This is a genomic window from Sediminivirga luteola, from assembly GCF_014639315.1.
GTDB classification, from domain to species: domain Bacteria; phylum Actinomycetota; class Actinomycetes; order Actinomycetales; family Brevibacteriaceae; genus Sediminivirga; species Sediminivirga luteola.
In genome coordinates this window covers 132,777-150,367 of record NZ_BMFY01000003.1, presented here as the reverse complement: position 1 = coordinate 150,367, position 17,591 = coordinate 132,777, and the positions used below count along the sequence as shown (strand labels likewise).

Genomic DNA, 17,591 nt, shown 5'->3' with positions numbered 1-17,591 from the left:
ACCAGCGCCGTCGGTGAACCAGCGCCGTCGGTGAACCAGCGCCGCCGTTCAGTCAGCGTCCGTTCGAGGCGAGCGGCGCCGCTCAGCCCTTCTTGTCGGCCGTCAGCCGCGGAGCACGGCCCGGCTGAGGCGGCGTGAGCTCCTGAGTCGGCTCATCGTCCTGCTCCTCAGCCGGCTCGGCCTCCTCGGACCCATCGGCCTCGCCGGCAGTATCCTCCCCCGGCTCGGCCTCTTCCACGTCCTCCGCCGGTTCCACAGCCTCGGCAGCAGGTTCCTCGTCCGCCTCGGCCTGCTCGGCGGGCTGGTCGTCCTCCGGTGTCCCGGCTTCGCCCTCGGCCTCCGGGAGGTCGTCGTCCTCCAGGTCCTCCAGCTCGATCCGCTGGGTCTCCTGGCTGCCGGACTCGTCCTCGTCCACCTGGTCCCCGGCATCGCCGGCGGACTGGGCAAGCAGGTTCGCCGGGGCGACGAACATGCTGCGCAGCTGGTCCAGCTGCGCGGTGATCGTCTTGCGCTGGTTCGTCAGCAGCTCCACCTGCGCCTGCGCCTCGGCGATGTTGCGGCGAGCCTCGGCGCGGGCCTCCTCGATCGACGCCTCAGCCGTGCGGCGCGCCTCGGTGATGATCTCCTGGGCCCGCTTCCGGCCGTCCTCGATGATCTCGTCGGCCTTGGCCACGGCCTCCTCGTGCAGGGTCTCGGCGCGCTTGGCCGCTTCCTGCGCCTCGGCGTCGGCCTTCTGGGCACGGGCCTGCGCCTGCTCCACCAGCTCGCGGTTCTTCGCGACCGCCTCGTCGTGCGCCGCCTTGAGCTCCTCCTCCGAGACCCGGCGCTTCTCCGCCAGTTCCACGTCCTGAGCGTCGGCGGCCTTGCGCAGCTCCTCTTCGCGCTGTTTCGCGGCGCTGAGGATCTCCTCGGCCTGCTTCTTGGCGTCGCCGATGATCTTGGCTGCCTCGGCCTCGGCGCGGGCGGTGGTCTGCGCGGCTTCGCGCTCAGCGGACTCCAGGGTCTCCTTGGCCTGCGCCTCGGCGCCGGTAGTGGCCTGCGCGGCCTCCCGCTCGGCGGTCTCGCGGATCTCCTTGGCCCGCTTCTCCGCGGCGGCCACCGCTTCCCGGGCACGCAGTTCCGCCGAGGACTTGATGGCGTCGGCTTCCGAGCGAGCCGAGTTGAGCAGCTCGTGGCACTCGTTCTGCGCCTCCGAACGCTGCTGGGCGGCCTCGGCCCGCGCGTTGTTCCGGATCGTCTCGGCGTCGGACGTGGCCTGGGAGAGCGTCTCCCGCGCCTGTGCCTCCGCGATCTTGAGCAGGTGATCGATGCGTGAGCCCGGCGCGCCCCGGTCCTTCTCGTTGCTGGAGAGCTTCTTGAGCTTCTGTCTCGCCTCGGAGAGCTCCCCGGCGACCTGGAGTTTCGCCCGGTCGGCCGCGACCACCTGCGCGCGCGCGTCGGTGAGCGACTTCTTGAGCGCCTGGATCTCTCCCCGCAGCTGGTTGATCCGCGAATCGACCTCGGACTTCTCGTAGCCGCGCATGGCAGTGCGGAACTCTTCGGTTACTGACACAGTGACTCTCTCCATCGGTTCGCCGGGTGTGTGCTTCTCGCACCGCCCGTCATGGGAAGCGGCGGTGACCTGTTGAGGTCATTCTAGGGGAGAGAACCTGGCAGCGGACAGTGACCTTGTTGTCATTACCCGTCCCGCGGTCCGGTCACGACGACGTGCCCTCCCGGCCGCCGCCGTCTGCCAGGTCCGCCAGTTCCTCCAGGGACCGCTGTTCGTAGGCCACCCGCTCGATCCGGGCGCCCAGGGCGCGCAACCGCTCGGCGAACCGTTCATAGCCCCGGTCGATGTGGTCCACGCCGGTCACCTCGGTGATGCCTGAGGCCACGATGCCGGCGATGACCAGGGCAGCGCCGGCGCGGATGTCGCTGGCCTCCACCGGTGCCCCGGAGAGCTCCCCCACGCCGGTGATGACGGCGTGCCTGCCGTCGATGCTCACCTGCGCACCGAGGCGGGCCAGCTCGCGGACGAACCGCCAGCGCGCCTCGAACAGGTTCTCCGTCAGCATGCCCAGGCCGTCCGAGACGGCGTTGAGCGTCACCACGAACGGCTGCAGATCCGTCGGGAAACCCGGGTACGGCAGGGTCGCGACACGGATCGCGTGGGGCCGCTCAGGTCCCTCGACGCGGAACGTCTCGCCCTCGCCGGTGCTGATCCGGCAGCCGGCCAGCTCCAGCTTCTCCAGGACGGTGGTCATGATGGCCGGGTCGACGCCCTCCACGGTCACATCGCCGCCGGTCACGGCTGCCGCGAACGCCCAGGTGCCCGCGACGATGCGGTCCCCCACCACCCGGTGCTCCACGGCGGACAGCCGTTCGACGCCGGTGACGCTGAGAGTGGAGGAGCCGATCCCCTCGATGCGAGCGCCCATCCGGGCAAGCATCGTGCACAGGTCGACGATCTCGGGTTCGCGCGCGACGTTGTCGATCACGGTAGTGCCCCGAGCAAGGGTCGCTGCCATCAGCAGGTTCTCGGTCGCGCCGACGGAGGGGAACTCCAGGCGGACTTCCGTGCCGCGCAGCCCCTCCGGCGCCTCGGCGATGAAGTAGCCGTGATCCAGCCGCACGGTGGCGCCCAGCGCCTCCAGCCCCGCCTGATGCATGTCCAGGCCGCGGGACCCGATCGCATCGCCGCCGGGAAGGGCCACGTGGGCGGCGCCCAGCCGCGTGGTCAGCGGCCCCAGCACGCAGATCGAAGCGCGCATGGCGCGCACCAGCTCGTAGTCGGCGCGGTGGCCGATCTCGGCGGGGACGTCGATGGCCACCCGTCCGGCGGCCGGGTCGTAGTCGATGCCGCAGCCGAGCCGGCGCAGCAGCTCGCACATGATGCGCACGTCCAGGATCTCCGGGACGTTGCGCAGCACGGTGGTGCCCTCGGCCAGCAGCGCCGCGGCCATCAGCTTGAGCACGCTGTTCTTGGCGCCCGGGACCGAGACGGTCCCCTTAAGGCGGTCACCGCCCTGGATCCGGAATGCCTCCACAGTGCCTCCACAGTGTCTGCCCGATATCTCCCCGGGCCGGTCTGCCCGGTACCGCTAGGTGAAGCGGCCCATCCGATCGTTATGCCCCGGTGGCGCCGCTTCCAGCCACGAGGACAGTCCCGTGCAGGCATCGGCAGCCATCGCCAGATGGACCGTGCCGGCGCCCCGGAAGGCCACGTCGACGATCACCGACTCCGGGAGCGTCGCGTAGCGTTCCTCCTCGTCCGGCTCTCGCCGCCCGGTGATCTCCAGGGCCTGCCGCGGGAACGTGTGCGCCGGGCGCCGGCCGAGTGAGAACACCGGGTACCAGTCCAGGGAGTTCTCCGCGTAGACCGCGACCCCGAGCCGCCAGTGCCGGCGGCGCGCCGCGATGTGCCCCTCGCCCACCAGCAGCGAGCAGTCGAAGCTGCTGGCCGAGCGGGCGAGGTTGCGCCTGCGGAAGACGAACACCGTGACCAGTAAAACAGCGAGGCCAAGCACTGACAGGAGCACGATCACGAATGCTGTCAATGCTTGGCCACCCCGTATGGACGTGCGTGAACGGACCGCGTGAGGGCGCTCAGACCAGCTGGGCCCGGTCCGCGACGATCGCGACGTGGTCTTGATCGACGGACAGGAAGCCGCCGTCGGCGTTCGCCCTGATCTCCTCGCCCTCTGAGGTGATGATACGCACCTCGCCGCCGGCGATCACGCCGAGCACCGGCTCATGCCTGGGAAGGATGCCGATCTCGCCCTCCGAGGTGCGGGCGACGACCCGGCGGGCCTGGCCCGACCACACCTCGGCGTCGGCGGCGACAACCTCCACCTGGAGCAGGTTCTCAGCCATGGATCAGGACTCCTTCTGGATCTTGTCCCAGTTGCGGTAGACGTCCTCGAGGCCGCCCACGTTGAAGAACGCCTGCTCGGCGATGTGATCGAGCTCGCCGTCGCAGATCTTCTTGAAGCCCTCGATGGTGTCCGTCAGCGGCACGGTGGAACCGGGCACCTGGGTGAACTTCTCCGCCATGTAGGTGTTCTGGGAGAGGAACTGCTCGATGCGGCGGGCACGGCTCACCACGAGCTTGTCCTCTTCGGAGAGCTCGTCGACGCCGAGGATCGCGATGATGTCCTGCAGTTCCTTGTTCTTCTGCAGGATCTGCTTCACGCGGGTCGCCACATCGTAGTGCTCCTGACCCACGTACAGCGGGTCCAGGATGCGCGAGCTGGACGCCAGCGGGTCCACCGCGGGGTACAGGCCGCGCGAGGCGATGTCGCGGGAGAGCTCGGTGGTGGCGTCCAGGTGGGCGAAGGTGGTCGCCGGCGCCGGGTCGGTGTAGTCGTCGGCGGGCACGTAGATCGCCTGCAGCGAGGTGATCGAGTTGCCGCGCGTCGAGGTGATCCGCTCCTGGAGCAGGCCCATCTCGTCGGCCAGGTTCGGCTGGTAGCCCACCGCGGAGGGCATGCGGCCCAGCAGGGTGGAGACCTCGGAGCCGGCCTGGGTGAAGCGGAAGATGTTGTCGATGAACAGCAGCACGTCCTGGTTCTGCACATCGCGGAAGTACTCCGCCATGGTCAGCGCGGACAGCGCCACCCGCAGACGGGTGCCCGGCGGCTCGTCCATCTGGCCGAACACGAGGGCGGTGGAGCCCAGCACGCCGGACTCGTCCATCTCGTTGATCAGGTCGTTGCCCTCACGGGTGCGCTCGCCGACTCCGGCGAACACGGAGACGCCGTCGTGGTCATTGGCCACGCGGTAGATCATCTCCTGGATCAGCACGGTCTTGCCCACGCCCGCGCCGCCGAACAGGCCGATCTTGCCGCCCTGCACGTACGGGGTGAGCAGGTCGATGACCTTGATGCCGGTCTCGAACATCTGGGTCTTGGACTCCAGCTGATCGAAGTTGGGGGCATCGCGGTGGATCGGCCAGCGCTCGGTGACCTCGAGGGTCTCGCCCTCGGCCAGGTTGAGCACATCGCCGACGGTGTTGAAGACGTGGCCCTTGGTCACGTCGCCGACCGGCACGGTGATGGACTCACCGGTGTCCACGACTTCCTGACCGCGGACCAGGCCGTCGGTGGGCTGCAGCGAGACGGTGCGGACGATGCCGTTGCCGAGGTGCAGGGCGACCTCGAAGGTCAGCCGCCGGGTGCCCTCGGAGAGCTTCACCTCGGTGTGCAGGGCGTTGTAGATCGCCGGCACCGCGTCGAGCGGGAATTCGACGTCGACGACGGGGCCGATGACTCGGGCGATGCGGCCGACCGAAGCCGGCCGGACAGCGGTGGTTTCGCTTGCGGTGGCAGTCATGGTTCTCTTTCTCGTGCTTCTTGAGCGGAAGTGGAGCGGCCGCGTTCGCTAGTCGGCGCTCGCCGATGCGGCCAGAGCATCGGCGCCGCCGACGATCTCTGTCAGTTCCTGGGTGATCTCAGCCTGGCGCGCCGTGTTTGCCAGGCGCGTGTAGCGCTTGATCAGATCGTCCGCGTTGTCGGTCGCGGTCTTCATCGCGGTCTGCTTGGCCGCCTGGTAGGAGGCGGCCGCACCCAGCAGGGCGGTGAAGATCCGGGAGTCGACGTAGCGCGGTAGCAGGGCGTCCAGCACGGACTCCGGGTCCGGCTCGAACTCGTAGAGCGGGAAGGCCTCGATCTGCGGGGCCGACTCCGCCTCCTCCTCGTCGACGATCTCCAGCGGGAGCAGGCGGAGGTACTCCGGCCGCTGCGTCACGGTGTTCACGAACCGGGTGTAGACGAGGTAGATCTCGTCGATGCCGCCGTCGTCCGCGTCGGTGCCGAAGTCCGCCAGCAGTGCCTCGCCGATTCGGCGCGCATCCTCGGGGGTGGGCGTCTCGCTGAAACCCTCCCAGCTGTTCTTCAGCGCCCGCTCGCGGAAGGTGTAGTACGTGACGGCCTTGCGGCCGACCGCGTACAGCACCGGCTCCTTGCCGGACTCCCGCAGCAGCGACACCAGTTCCTCCGCCTCGCGGACGACATTGGAGGCGTAGGCGCCGGCGAACCCGGAGTCCGCGGAGATCACGACCACTGCCGAGCGCCGGATGGTCTCCGGCTCCGAGGTCAGCGTGTGCTCCACGTCCGAGTGCGTGGCCACGGCGGACACCGCACGGGTGAGGGCCGAGGAGTACGGTCCGGCAGCCCGCACCCGACCGATGGCCTTCTGGATCCGCGAGGCGGCGATGAGCTCCATCGCCTTGAAAATCTTCCGTAGCGACTGGGTGGAGCGGATCTTCTGCCGGAAGACCCTCTGCTGTGCTCCCATGTCTCCCTACTTCCTTTGCCGTCAGCGCTTCTGGCGGACGATCTGCTCCTGGTGGACCTCTTCCTCTTCCGCGGCGTCGAACTGCTCGCTGCCGAGCGTCTTGCCCTCGGAGGTCTGGAAGCCTGCGCTGAACTCCTTGATCGCGGACTCCAGCTTCTGGACGGTCTCGTCCTCGAGCTTCTGGGTGCCGGCGATGGTGCTCAGCACATCGGTCTTCCGCTCCAGGTAATCGTGCAGCTCCGCCTCGAAGCGCAGCACGTCGCCCACCGGGACCTCGTCCAGATAGCCGTTGGAGCCGGCCCACACCGAGACGGTCTGCTTCTCGAACGGCATCGGCGAGTACTGACCCTGCTTGAGCAGCTCGGTCAGGCGCGCGCCACGGTTCAGCTGCCGCTTGGTGGCGTCGTCCAGGTCGGAGGCGAACATGGCGAACGCCTCCAGCGAGCGGTATTGGGCCAGGCTCAGCTTCAGCGTGCCCGAGACGCCCTTAAGCGCCTTGGTCTGCGCGGCACCGCCGACGCGGGACACCGAGACGCCGACGTCCACAGCCGGGCGCTGGTTCGCGTTGAACAGGTCCGACTGCAGGAAGATCTGACCGTCGGTGATGGAGATGACGTTGGTCGGGATGAACGCGCCGACGTCGTTCGCCTTGGTCTCGATGATCGGCAGGCCGGTCATCGAGCCGCCGCCGAGGTCGTCGTGCAGCTTGGCGCAGCGTTCCAGCAGCCGGGAGTGCAGGTAGAACACGTCACCCGGGTAGGCCTCGCGGCCCGGCGGGCGACGCAGCAGCAGCGACACGGCACGGTAGGCCTCGGCCTGCTTGGACAGGTCGTCGAAGACGATCAGGACGTGCTTGCCCTGGTACATCCAGTGCTGGCCGATGGCGGAGCCGGCGTACGGCGCCAGGTACTTGAAGCCGGCCGGGTCGGATGCCGGAGCGGCGACGATCGTGGTGTACTCCAGGGCGCCGGCCTCCTCCAGGGAGCGGCGCACCTCCGCGATGGTGGAGCCCTTCTGGCCGATGGCCACGTAGATGCAGCGGACCTGCTTCTTCGGGTCGCCGGACTCCCAGTTGGCCTTCTGGTTGATGATGGTGTCGATCGCGATGGCGGTCTTGCCCGTCTTGCGGTCGCCGATGATCAGCTGACGCTGGCCGCGGCCGATCGGGATCATCGCGTCGATGGCCTTCAGGCCGGTCTGCAGCGGCTCGCGGACCTCCTGGCGCGCCATCACGCCGGCGGCCTGGAGCTCGAGCTCGCGGCGGCCCTCCGTGCTGATGTCGCCCAGGCCGTCGATCGGGCTGCCCAGCGGGTCCACGACCCGGCCGAGGTAACCGTCGCCGACGGGCACCGAGAGCACATCGCCGGTGCGGTACACGTCCTGCTCCTCGGCGATGCCGGAGAAGTCGCCGAGGACGATGACGCCGATCTCCCGCTCCTCCAGGTTCAGCGCCAGACCCAGCGTGCCGTCCTCGAAGCGCAGCAGCTCGTTGGCCATCGTGCCCGGCAGGCCCGAGACGCGGGCGATGCCGTCGCCGGCCTCGACGACCTTGCCGACCTCGGTGCGCTCACCGCTCGTGGGGGTGTACGACTCGACGAACTTGCCGAGCGCGTCCCGGATCTCGTCCGGGCGGATTGTCAGTTCCGTCATCGTGGTTCCTCTGATTCCTTCACTCTCGCGTCGCGATCCTCGCCGACGTACGACCGAAAAAGACCGTTTGAAGACTGCTGTACGTGGGTGCCCGGCCGCCCCGGGCTGATGCTCCTAGCCGGCGATCTTCCGCCGGACCGCGGTGAGCCGGCCGGCCACCGTGTCGTCGATGACCTCGTCACCGACGCGGACCCGGACGCCGCCGAGCACGCCCGGATCGACGCTCACGTTGAGGACGAGCTCCCGTCCGAACACGCCGGCCAGGCGTGCGGCGAGCTGCTGTTCCTGTTCCGCGCTCAGGGCTGCGGCCACGGTCACCTCGGCGACCTCACGGGACTGCAGCGACGCCACGATCCCCGCGTAGTCCTCCAGCGCCTGGGTCACCCGGCGGCCGCGCGGATGCGCCGCCGCCTGGCCGATCAGGATGGCGGCCTCCGGGGAGACCTTCCCGGCCACGAGCGAGTGCGCCAGTTCCCGCTTGGCCGTCGCCGGGGCGTCGTGGCTGGCGAAAGCGCGCTGCAACTCGTGGGACCCCGTTACCGTCGCGCCGAAGCCGAACAGCTGGGCCTCGGTGTCCGCGAGCCTCCCCGCCTCGCGGGCCGCGCTCGCCAGGGCGGTCACGGCAAGGTGCTCCGCGCCGCTGACGAACTCCTGGGCGCTGGCCCAACGCTTGGCCGCCACGGCCTGGAGCACGCCGAGGGCCTCCGCCCCCAGACGCGAGCCGAAGAGGCCGTCGAGCAGCGAGGTCTTGGCCTCCGCCGCCACCGCGGTGTCGGCGAGCGAGCGGCGCAGCGGTGCCGAGGAGTCCAGCACCGAGACGGCGTCGAGCAGCTGCTCCCCCGTCTCGGCTGCGCCGGGTCCCTCCAGCTTGGGCTTCAGCTCCTGAAGGAGCTGGGCCAGGGACTCTCTGCTCGCTCCACGCATCTTACGATTACTCCTTCGCAGCCGCGCCGGAAGCCTGCGAGGCCTCCAGATCGGCGATGAAACGGTCGACGACAGCGGCGGCACGGGCGTCGTCGGCGAGGGTCTCGCCCACGATCCGCGAGGCCAGCTCGGTGGCGAGCTCCCCGACATCCTGCCGCAGCGAGACGAGTGCCTGCTGGCGTTCGGCCTCGATCTGCGCGTGGGCTGCCTGGGTGATCCGCTCGGCCTCGGCGTTGGCCTGGGCCTTGAGCTCGGCGATGATCTGCTTGCCTTCCTCCTGCGCCTCGGCGCGGAGCCTGGCCGCCTCGGCCCGGCCTTCGGCGAGCTGCTGCTGATACTCGGCAAGCGCGGCATCGGCCTCGGCCTGGACGCGCTCGGCCTTCTCGATGCCGCCCTGGATCTTCTCCGCACGCTCGTCGAGCACCCGCTTGAACGACGGCAGGATCCACTTCCAGAACGCGAAGAAGACGATCGCGATGACGACCGCGCTCCACACGATGTCGTAAAGCGGCGGGAAGAACAGGTCTGCGCCCGAGATATCGTCGCCGCCGGCGGCGATGTGCACCGAAGTCATAAGAGTCAGTTCCTTTGGATCACACGAAGAACGGCGTCGCGATGCCGATCAGGGCCAGGACCTCGATCAGCGCGATACCGATGAACATGGTGCCGCGGAGCTGGTTGGCGAGCTCCGGCTGGCGGGCGGTCGACTCGAGGGTCTTGCCGACGACGATGCCGACGCCGATACCGGGGCCGATGGCGGCGATACCGTAACCGATGGTCGCGATGCTGCCTTCGATGTTGACGGTGCCGGTGAGTTCTGCGAGAGCGTCCACTGTGTGTGGTTTCCTTCCTTGACGGGTGCGGACCCTGGTGCTTGTGGTGGGCCCGTCACATTGGTGTGGCTGCGGGTGGTGGGATCAGTGCTCTTCGGCCATCGCCTGGTTGATGTAGATGGAGGCGAGCAGCGCGAAGATGTAGGCCTGCAGGAATGCGACCAGGGTCTTCAGCAGTGTCATGAAGATCCCGCCGAAGAGGGTGAGGAAGCCGAACGCCTTGAAACCGACGGAGGCGTCGAAGAAGAAGAACCAGGTGGCGGCGAAGCACAGCACCAGAAGCAGGTGGCCGACCATCATGTTGATGGTCAGACGCAGCGTCAGCGTGGCCGGCTGGATCACGAACTTGGTGAGGAACTCGATCGGGATCAGGATGATGTGCAGCGGCCAGGGCACGCCCGGCAGCACGATCTGGTTCTTCACGTAGTGGCCCAGTCCCTGCGCCTGCACGCCCGCGGCGTGATAGGTGACGTAGACGATCAGGGCCAGCAGCAGCGGCACGGCGATGGTGGCGGTGCCGGCCATGTTGATGCCGGGGATGAAGCCCATCAGGTTGAGCGAGAGGACCAGGAAGAAGATGGTCGTGATGAGCGGCAGGAAGCGCTTGGCCTTCTCCTTGCCCATCGACTCCTCGACGATGTTCACCCGGACGAAGTCCAGGAGCATCTCGGCGACGGACTGCCCCCGGGAGGGCACCACGGCGAGCTTGCGGATCACGAGGGCGAAGAAGCCCAGGAGCAGGCCGATGGCCAGGAACCGGATCAGGACGATGCGGTTGACCTCGAACGGGGTGCCTTCGAACCAGATGGCCGGCGGGAAGAAGTCCTTCATCGACGGCGGGTGGAACGCGCTGCCTTCGGCTGCGAGGGCGATGGTTCCGGCCGCGGTCACGACGTCCACGATGTGCATACTCTCCCATAGTCGGGCCTGGCCCTACCACAGCGCAAGGTCTGCGGTGTGGGCTCCGGCGGTCCGGCAAACAGCGATCAGTGGGCGACGTCGGCGTCGTCGCGGCGGGCGAGCCGGTCGCGGTTGCCGGCTGGAGCCGGCAGCGTCGATCCTGGCGCTCCCCAGCGAGCTAGCTGCGAACAACATCACAATCGCCAACGGTCACTCTACCAAGCGTCGAACAGCCTCACAAACCGCCGGCGGGCGGCCGGTGCCGGCGGCTGCGGGCACGGCCCCTCGCCGGCGTGCGGGTGCGCGCCCGCCCAGGCTCTCCCCGATGACGGGACCAGGAGCGGATCAGCGTCCGGCATCGGGGTCCACATAGGGGATCCGGGCCTTCTGGAACATCATCGCCTCCAGCGCGGTCGAGCCGATCACGGCGGCCACGATGGTGAAGAACGCGACCGGCCCGTAGATCGTCTCCTGCGCCGCGAGCCTGGGCACCACCAGCATGAACAGCAGGACCTTCAGGGCGAATCCCAGGCCGAGCCCGCCGGCGAGCATCGTCACCGACCAGTTCCTGCCGAGGTACATCACAGCCGCGGAGATCCCGACGAAGGCCGCGGTCAGGCCACCGCCGACGAGCGCGCCCCACACCCCGGGCAGCCCGGCGACGAAGTACCCGATGAGGGCGCCCAGCCCCGCCACCGCGGCGATCAGCGCCACCCCGGTCAGCAGGATGCGCCGCCAGAGCCGCCTCCATTCAGCATCGGCCTCAGTCACGTGTCGTCAGCTCCTTCCTCGACCACCAGCGGCGTGCCAGCGGGTAGAACGTCAGGACCAGGGTGGTGCCCAGCCCGATGAGCAGCATGAGCAGGACTGCCTCCCCGGCCAGCGCAGCAGCGCGAGGCTGGAGAATGCGATCACCGCCACCCAGCAGTACATGATCAGCACGGCGCGCGCGTGCGAATGTCCCAGCGCCAGCATCCGGTGGTGCAGATGCTTGGCGTCGGCGGAGAACGGGGACTTCCCGGCCATCAGGCGGCGGATGATCGCGAGCACCAGATCCGCCAGCGGCAGCAGCACGATCGCGATCGGCAACAGGATCGGCAGCAGCGTGGGCACCACGCGGCTGTCGCTCAGCAGCGCCGGATCGACCTGCCCGGTCACCCGGATGGTGGAGGCGGCCAGCAGCAGCCCGATCAGCATCGAGCCGGAGTCGCCCATGAAGATCCGCGCGGGGTTGAAATTGTGCGGCAGGAACCCCAGGCACGCGCCCACGAGCGCGGCGGTCACCAGGGTGGCGAGGTTCGCGTAGGAGTCCGGGGAGGCGTCCTGCACCAGCCAGTAGCTGTACACGAAGAACGCGGTCCCGCCGATCGCGACGGTGCCGGCGGCCAGCCCGTCCAGGCCGTCGACGAAGTTGACCGCGTTGATCGTCACGACGACTACCAGGATGGTCAGGCCGATCGACATCCGCTGGGAGCCGACGATGACGCCGCCCAGCGGGATGCTCAGCAGCGCCACGCCGCTGACGGCCATGATGCCCGCCGCCAGCACCTGCCCGGCGAGCTTGGTGAACCAGGTCAGGTCCCAGATGTCGTCGATCACGCCGAGGATGCACAGCAGCAGGCCCGCCCCGAGGATGCCGTACACCGGCGCCGGATCGGCGAAGACCGCGCTCAGCAGCGGCGTCTGGCTCGCCACCAGGAACGCCATCAGCACGCCGCCCATGATCGCGACGCCGCCCAGCCGCGGCGTCGGCACCGAGTGCACGTCCCGTTCCCGCAGCGGGGCGAAGATCAGCGCCCGTTCGGCCACCCGCCGGACCATGGGCGTCATCAGGTACGCCACCGCCGCGGCGACGAGCAGGACGAGCAGATAGGTGCGCACGTCTCTAGCCGGCTCCGCCTTCATCGGCGGCCAGATCGGGCACCACCTGGCGCAGCCGTTCCAGCGGCAGGGCGCCCTGGCGGACCACCCGGAATGGGCTGACGGTGGTGTCGACGATGGTGGAGGCCTCTCCCCCGGGCGCGCGGCCGGCGTCGAGGTACACCGCGACCGCTCCGCCGAGCATGTCCTGCGCGGCGGCGGCCTCGAGCGCGGCCGGCATGCCGGTGCGGTTTGCGCTGCTGACCGCCAGCGGCCCGGTGCGCTCGAGCAGCTGCAGTGCGATGGGATGATCGGGCATCCGCAGGGCGACGGTCCCGTGGGTCTCCCCCAGGTCCCAGTCGAGCGAGGGCTGGGCGGTCAGGATGAGCGTGAGCGCGCCGGGCCAGAACTCCTCGGCCAGCGCACGCGCCTGGGGATGCACATCCGCGGCGAGCCCGTCCAAGGCGGCGGGACGGGCGATCAGGACGGGCGGGGGCATCTCCCGGCCCCGGCCCTTGGCCGCCAGCAGGTCCTGGACGGCGCGGGGAGAGAAGGCATCGGCGGCGACGCCGTACACCGTATCGGTGGGCATCACGACCAGCTCACCGTCAGCGAGCGTGCGCGCCGCCTCCTCGAGAACCAGGTTGCGCACGTTCTCGCTCGTGCAGTCGTAGATCTCTCCGCGTTCCTCACTCATGCGACGGCGTCCTTCTTCCTTGCTGGTTCTGCCCTTGCCCTGCCGGCCGGGCCGTCGGCACACCGGCACCGGCCCGGCGGGTCCTGAGAGCGCTCGGGTGCGACGCGCCCGGAGCGCTACGGCCGGCGGTGAAACGGTCGCGGCCGGCCAGATCCTGGTGCGTGGTGATGCCGGTGAAGCCGTGACGGCCCAGCAGCACCCGCATCGCGGCACCCTGGCCGCTTCCATGTTCGCAGATGAACACGCCGCCGGGGACCAGCAGCGCCGCAGCGGCGCGCGTGACGCCGGCCGGGATGCGCAGCCCGTCCTCACCGCCGCCGTAGAGCGCCAGCTCCGGATCATGGTCCCGGACCTCGGGATCGAGCGGCTCCTGTCCTTCGGCGATGTAGGGGGGATTGCTCACCACCGCATCCGCCTGGGCCCCGGCAAGGGCCGTGCGCAGCGGGCTGCCGGGGTGGTCCTGCGTGAGCGCGTCACCGGCAAGCAGGTGCAGACTCGACCCGGCCGCGCCGATCCTGCCGGCGTTGGCCGCGGCGTTCCGGCGCGCCCAGGCGAGCGCCTGCTCGCTGAGCTCCACCCCGTAGACCTCGGTGCCGGGAAGTTCGGCGGCCAGGGAGATGGTCAACGCGGCAGAGCCGGCGCACAGATCGACGATCCGCCTCGCCTCCGGGCTCAGACTCGCGACCAGGTCCACGATCAGCTCGGTCTCCGGCCGCGGCACGAAGACGCCGGGGCCCACCTCGACGGTCAGCGTGCGGAAGGCGGCCGTGCCGGTCAGGTGCTGGAGCGGGATGCGGGCGCGGCGCTCGTCCACCAGCTCCTCGAAGCGACGGCGCACCTCCCCCGGCATGGGCTCGGCCATCAGCGCGGCGCGGCGCACGGCACCGCGCTCCACGCCGGCGGCGTGCGCGGCGAGGAGTTCCGCATCGGCGCGGGGGCTCGGCAGACCAGCCTCCGCGAGCCGGCGCGCGGCCTCGGCGAGCACGGCGTCGTAGCCGGTCATCACGCCCCCGGGGTGGCGGGATCCGTGGCCTCGTCCAGCCTGGCCTGCTGGTCGGCGCGCAGGCAGGACTCGATCACCGGTTCCAGATCGCCGTCGAGGACCGCGTCCAGGTTGTAGGCCTTGTAGCCGGTCCGGTGATCCACGATCCGGTTCTCCGGGAAGTTGTAGGTGCGGATCCGCTCGGACCGGTCCACGGTGCGGATCTGCGACTTCCGGTGGGCGCTGGCCTCGGCCTCGGCCTCCTCCTGCTGCCGCGCCAGCAGACGCGCCCGGAGGATCCGCATGGCCTGCTCCCGGTTCTGCAGCTGGGACTTCTCGTTCTGGCAGCTGGCCACGATCCCGGTGGGCAGGTGGGTGATGCGCACGGCCGAATCCGTGGTGTTCACCGACTGGCCGCCGGGCCCGGAGGAGCGGTAGACGTCGATGCGCAGGTCGTTCGGGGAGATGTCGACCTCCTCGGGCACCTCCACCTCGGGGAACACCAGCACGCCGGCGGCGGAGGTGTGGATGCGCCCCTGGGACTCGGTGACGGGCACGCGCTGGACCCGGTGCACCCCGCCCTCGAACTTCAGCCGCCCCCAGACGCCCTGTCCCGGCTCGGTGCTGGAGCTGGAGATCGCGAGCGAGACATCCCGCCAGCCGCCCAGATCGCTCGGCGTGGCGTCCACCAGCTCGGTGCGCCAGCCCCGGGACTCGGCGTACCGGACGTACATCCGGTACAGGTCACCGGCGAACAGCGCCGATTCGTCGCCGCCCTCGCCCGCCTTGATCTCCAGGATGACGTCCCGGCCGTCGTCGGGGTCGCGCGGGACGAGGAGTTCGCGCAGTTCACCGGCGGACTGCGCCACCTCGGTCTCCAGGCGCGCCGCTTCCTCCGCGAACGCCGGATCCTCGGCGGCCAGCTCGCGGGCATCGGCGAGATCGGCCGCGGCTTGCTCCCAGCGCCGGTACCCGGCGACGATCGCGTTCAGCTCGGCGTAGCGCCGACCGAGCTTACGGGCCAGGCCTGGCTTGGCGTGCACCTCGGGATCGCTGAGCTCCTCCTGCACGCGGAGATGTTCGTCCAGCAGCGGCTTGACCGCTGCGAACTCCTGCGGGGACGGCTGGGATGACATCGTGTTCAAGGCTCCTTCGGCGGACGGCGGCTACACGCTCACAACGAGACACGCGCACCCGCCCGGCAGCCTGGGAAAGGCCACGGGGCGGATGCGCGTGTACGTGCTTCGCTAGTGCTCGTCGGCGGCCGACTTGGGCAGCGGCGTCGTCTTCTGCACCTGCATCAGGAACTCAGCGTTGGAGCCGGTGTCCTTCAGCTTGCCCAGCAGGAGCTCGATCGCCTGCTGCTGCTCCAGGCCGGAGAGCACCCGGCGGAGCTTCCACATGACCTTCGTCTCCTCGCCGCTCATGAGGTTCTCCTCGCGGCGGGTGCCCGAGGCGTTCACGTCGACGGCCGGGTAGATCCGCTTGTCAGCGAGGTGGCGCGAGAGCCGCAGCTCCATGTTGCCGGTGCCCTTGAACTCCTCGAAGATGACCTCGTCCATCTTGGATCCGGTCTCCACCAGCGCGGTGGCGAGGATGGTCAGCGAACCGCCGCCCTCGATGTTCCGGGCCGCGCCGAAGAACCGCTTGGGCGGGTAGAGCGCATTGGCGTCCACGCCGCCGGAGAGGATGCGTCCCGAGGCCGGCTGCGCCAGGTTGTAGGCGCGTCCGAGGCGGGTGATGGAGTCCAGCAGCACCACGACGTCCGAGCCCATCTCCACGAGCCGCTTGGCGCGCTCGATGGCCAGTTCGGCCACGGAGGTGTGGTCGTCGGCGGGACGGTCGAAGGTCGAGGCGATGACCTCGCCCTTCACCGTGCGCTGCATGTCCGTGACCTCCTCGGGGCGCTCGTCGACGAGCACCACCATGAGGTGGACCTCAGGGTTGTTCGTGGTGATGGCGTTGGCGATCTGCTGCAGCACCGTCGTCTTGCCCGCCTTGGGCGGGGCGACGACCAGACCGCGCTGGCCCTTGCCGATGGGCGAGACCAGGTCGATGATGCGCGGCGCCAGCAGTTCCGGAGCGCTCTCCAGGCGCAGCCGCTCCTGGGGGTAGAGCGGCGTCAGCTTGCCGAACTCCACCCGGCGGCCGGATTCGGAGGCGGGCAGGCCGTTGACGGTGTCCAGGCGCACCAGGGCGTTGAACTTCTCCCGCTTGCCCGGCTTCTCGTCCTCGCGCGGCTGCCGTACGGCACCGGTGATGGCATCGCCCTTGCGCAGGCCGTTCTTCTTGATCTGGCCCATGGAGACGTACACGTCATTGGGGCCGGGAAGGTATCCGGAGGTGCGCAGGAATGCGTAGTTGTCGTGCACGTCCAGGATGCCGGCCACCGGGATGAGCACTTCGCCGGCGCGCGGCTCGTCCTCGGTCTCGCGGCCGCGGCCACGGCGCTTGCGGTCGCGGCGCCCGCGGCCGCCGCGGCGGTCGTCACGGTCATCGCCACGGTTGTCGCGGTTGTCACCGCCGCGCTGGCCCTGCTGCTCGCCAGAGCGATCCTCGCGGGTGTCCTTGCTCCCGTCACGGTTGTCCCGGTTGTCACGGCCGCCGTTCTGACGGTCGCCATCGCGGTTGTCGCGGCCGCCGTCCCTCTGGCGGTCGTTGCCGCGCCCGTCCTGGCGATCGCCCGAACGGTTGTCACGATTGTCCCCGCGCTGGCGGTCCCGGCGCTCGTTACCGCCGTTGCCCCTGCCCTGGTTCTCGCGGTTGTCCCGAGCCTCGGGCTGCTGCCCCTGCGCGGCCGGGGTGGCGCTGTCGGTCTGGACCGCGGAGTCGGTGCCGGGCTGGTCCAGCGTGCCGGCGGCCGGAGCCTGCTCGGCAGCGGGGGCCTGAGTCGCCACCGCCGCTGATACATCAGTGGCGGACTTGCGCGGGGCCCGCTGGCGGCGCGGGGCGCGGCCGCCCTCCTCGGTCTTCTGCTCGCGCTGCGCGGCCTCGGGGGCCTGCTCGGCGGCGGGCGCCTCGGGCGCGGCGGACGGTGCCGGGGCGCTCTGGTTGTTCTGCTTGCCCTGGGTCTGGCCGGACTGGGCGCCGCGGCCGGAACCGTTGCTCTGGGCGGCCTGGATGGCCTCGATGAGCTCGCCCTTGCGCATCCGGCGAACGCCCTTGAGGCCGAGATCGCCGGCGATCTGCTGCAGCTGGGGAAGCCGCAGGGCGGTCAGGCTCCCGGAACGCACAGCAGGCTGTTCGGAAGTCGTGGTGGATTCAGTCACGAAGGATCCTTCCCCCTCGTTTGGCGGCTCGGCGTCAAGACCGCACAGTCGATACTGTGGTGGAAGCCGCAATGGACAGTCCGGAACACGTGGATACGCACCCGGAACCGGTGTGGAAAATCGAAGAGATCAGCAGGCTCCGCAGGGAGTTCGTGCTGGAGTCTCAGGGGCTCCGATCCTCGGGACGACTGGACGCCCGC

The 17,591-nt window shown here is 69.8% G+C and carries 17 protein-coding genes; all 17 read right to left on the bottom strand.

Features of this window, described 5'->3' with window-relative positions; genetic code table 11:
• Positions 1-82 precede the first annotated feature (82 nt).
• The 17 genes from IEW13_RS04115 to rho all read right to left on the bottom strand — a co-directional run bounded on the left by IEW13_RS04115 (position 83) and on the right by rho (position 17,391).
• On the bottom strand, positions 83-1,552 hold the full coding sequence (locus IEW13_RS04115) for a coiled-coil domain-containing protein (RefSeq protein WP_188549668.1): 1,470 nt from the start codon (positions 1,550-1,552) through the stop codon (positions 83-85).
• Positions 1,553-1,697: 145 nt separating this feature from the next.
• Positions 1,698-3,029, bottom strand: coding sequence for a UDP-N-acetylglucosamine 1-carboxyvinyltransferase (gene murA / locus IEW13_RS04110; protein WP_188549667.1), 1,332 nt, complete (start codon positions 3,027-3,029; stop codon positions 1,698-1,700).
• A gap of 54 nt (positions 3,030-3,083) precedes the next feature.
• Positions 3,084-3,521, bottom strand: a complete 438-nt coding sequence (locus IEW13_RS04105) for a DUF2550 domain-containing protein (RefSeq protein ID WP_188549666.1) — start codon at positions 3,519-3,521, stop codon at positions 3,084-3,086.
• A 67-nt stretch (positions 3,522-3,588) separates the two neighbouring features.
• Entirely contained in the window at positions 3,589-3,855 is a 267-nt protein-coding gene (locus IEW13_RS04100) for a F0F1 ATP synthase subunit epsilon (protein ID WP_188549665.1), read from the bottom strand.
• 3 nt (positions 3,856-3,858) lie between these two features.
• Positions 3,859-5,313, bottom strand: coding sequence for a F0F1 ATP synthase subunit beta (gene atpD, locus IEW13_RS04095; RefSeq protein WP_188549664.1), 1,455 nt, complete (start codon positions 5,311-5,313; stop codon positions 3,859-3,861).
• Between the two features lie 48 nt (positions 5,314-5,361).
• Entirely contained in the window at positions 5,362-6,276 is a 915-nt protein-coding gene (locus IEW13_RS04090) for a F0F1 ATP synthase subunit gamma (RefSeq protein ID WP_188549663.1), read from the bottom strand.
• 21 nt (positions 6,277-6,297) lie between these two features.
• Entirely contained in the window at positions 6,298-7,926 is a 1,629-nt protein-coding gene (gene atpA, locus IEW13_RS04085; RefSeq protein ID WP_188549662.1) for a F0F1 ATP synthase subunit alpha, read from the bottom strand.
• A 114-nt stretch (positions 7,927-8,040) separates the two neighbouring features.
• Positions 8,041-8,850 carry a F0F1 ATP synthase subunit delta gene (locus tag IEW13_RS04080; protein ID WP_188549661.1) on the bottom strand — a complete coding sequence of 270 codons (810 nt, stop codon included), beginning with the start codon at positions 8,848-8,850 and terminating at the stop codon, positions 8,041-8,043.
• 7 nt (positions 8,851-8,857) lie between these two features.
• Entirely contained in the window at positions 8,858-9,424 is a 567-nt protein-coding gene (locus tag IEW13_RS04075) for a F0F1 ATP synthase subunit B (protein ID WP_188549660.1), read from the bottom strand.
• Between the two features lie 19 nt (positions 9,425-9,443).
• The gene (gene atpE / locus IEW13_RS04070; protein ID WP_188549659.1) at positions 9,444-9,683 is read right to left on the bottom strand and encodes a F0F1 ATP synthase subunit C; all 240 of its coding nucleotides are present in this window, start codon (positions 9,681-9,683) and stop codon (positions 9,444-9,446) included.
• 84 nt (positions 9,684-9,767) lie between these two features.
• On the bottom strand, positions 9,768-10,592 hold the full coding sequence (atpB, locus tag IEW13_RS04065) for a F0F1 ATP synthase subunit A (RefSeq protein WP_373283542.1): 825 nt from the start codon (positions 10,590-10,592) through the stop codon (positions 9,768-9,770).
• Positions 10,593-10,928: 336 nt separating this feature from the next.
• Complete coding sequence (locus tag IEW13_RS04060; protein ID WP_188549658.1) at positions 10,929-11,354, bottom strand: Cg1360 family ATP-synthase-associated protein; 426 nt, start codon at positions 11,352-11,354, stop codon at positions 10,929-10,931.
• Positions 11,355-11,405: 51 nt separating this feature from the next.
• Positions 11,406-12,464 (bottom strand): MraY family glycosyltransferase, encoded by a 1,059-nt coding sequence (locus IEW13_RS04055; protein ID WP_229744921.1) that lies wholly within the window; start codon positions 12,462-12,464, stop codon positions 11,406-11,408.
• Positions 12,465-12,468: 4 nt separating this feature from the next.
• Positions 12,469-13,140 carry an L-threonylcarbamoyladenylate synthase gene (locus tag IEW13_RS04050; RefSeq protein WP_188549657.1) on the bottom strand — a complete coding sequence of 224 codons (672 nt, stop codon included), beginning with the start codon at positions 13,138-13,140 and terminating at the stop codon, positions 12,469-12,471.
• A complete protein-coding gene (gene prmC / locus IEW13_RS04045) occupies positions 13,133-14,143 on the bottom strand; it encodes a peptide chain release factor N(5)-glutamine methyltransferase (RefSeq protein WP_188549656.1) in 1,011 nt (336 codons plus the stop codon). Before prmC ends, IEW13_RS04050 begins: the two co-directional genes overlap by 8 nt.
• The gene (prfA, locus tag IEW13_RS04040; protein WP_188549655.1) at positions 14,143-15,258 is read right to left on the bottom strand and encodes a peptide chain release factor 1; all 1,116 of its coding nucleotides are present in this window, start codon (positions 15,256-15,258) and stop codon (positions 14,143-14,145) included. Before prfA ends, prmC begins: the two co-directional genes overlap by 1 nt.
• 111 nt (positions 15,259-15,369) lie before the next feature.
• A complete protein-coding gene (rho, locus tag IEW13_RS04035; protein WP_188549654.1) occupies positions 15,370-17,391 on the bottom strand; it encodes a transcription termination factor Rho in 2,022 nt (673 codons plus the stop codon).
• Between the last annotated feature and the right edge of the window lie 200 nt (positions 17,392-17,591).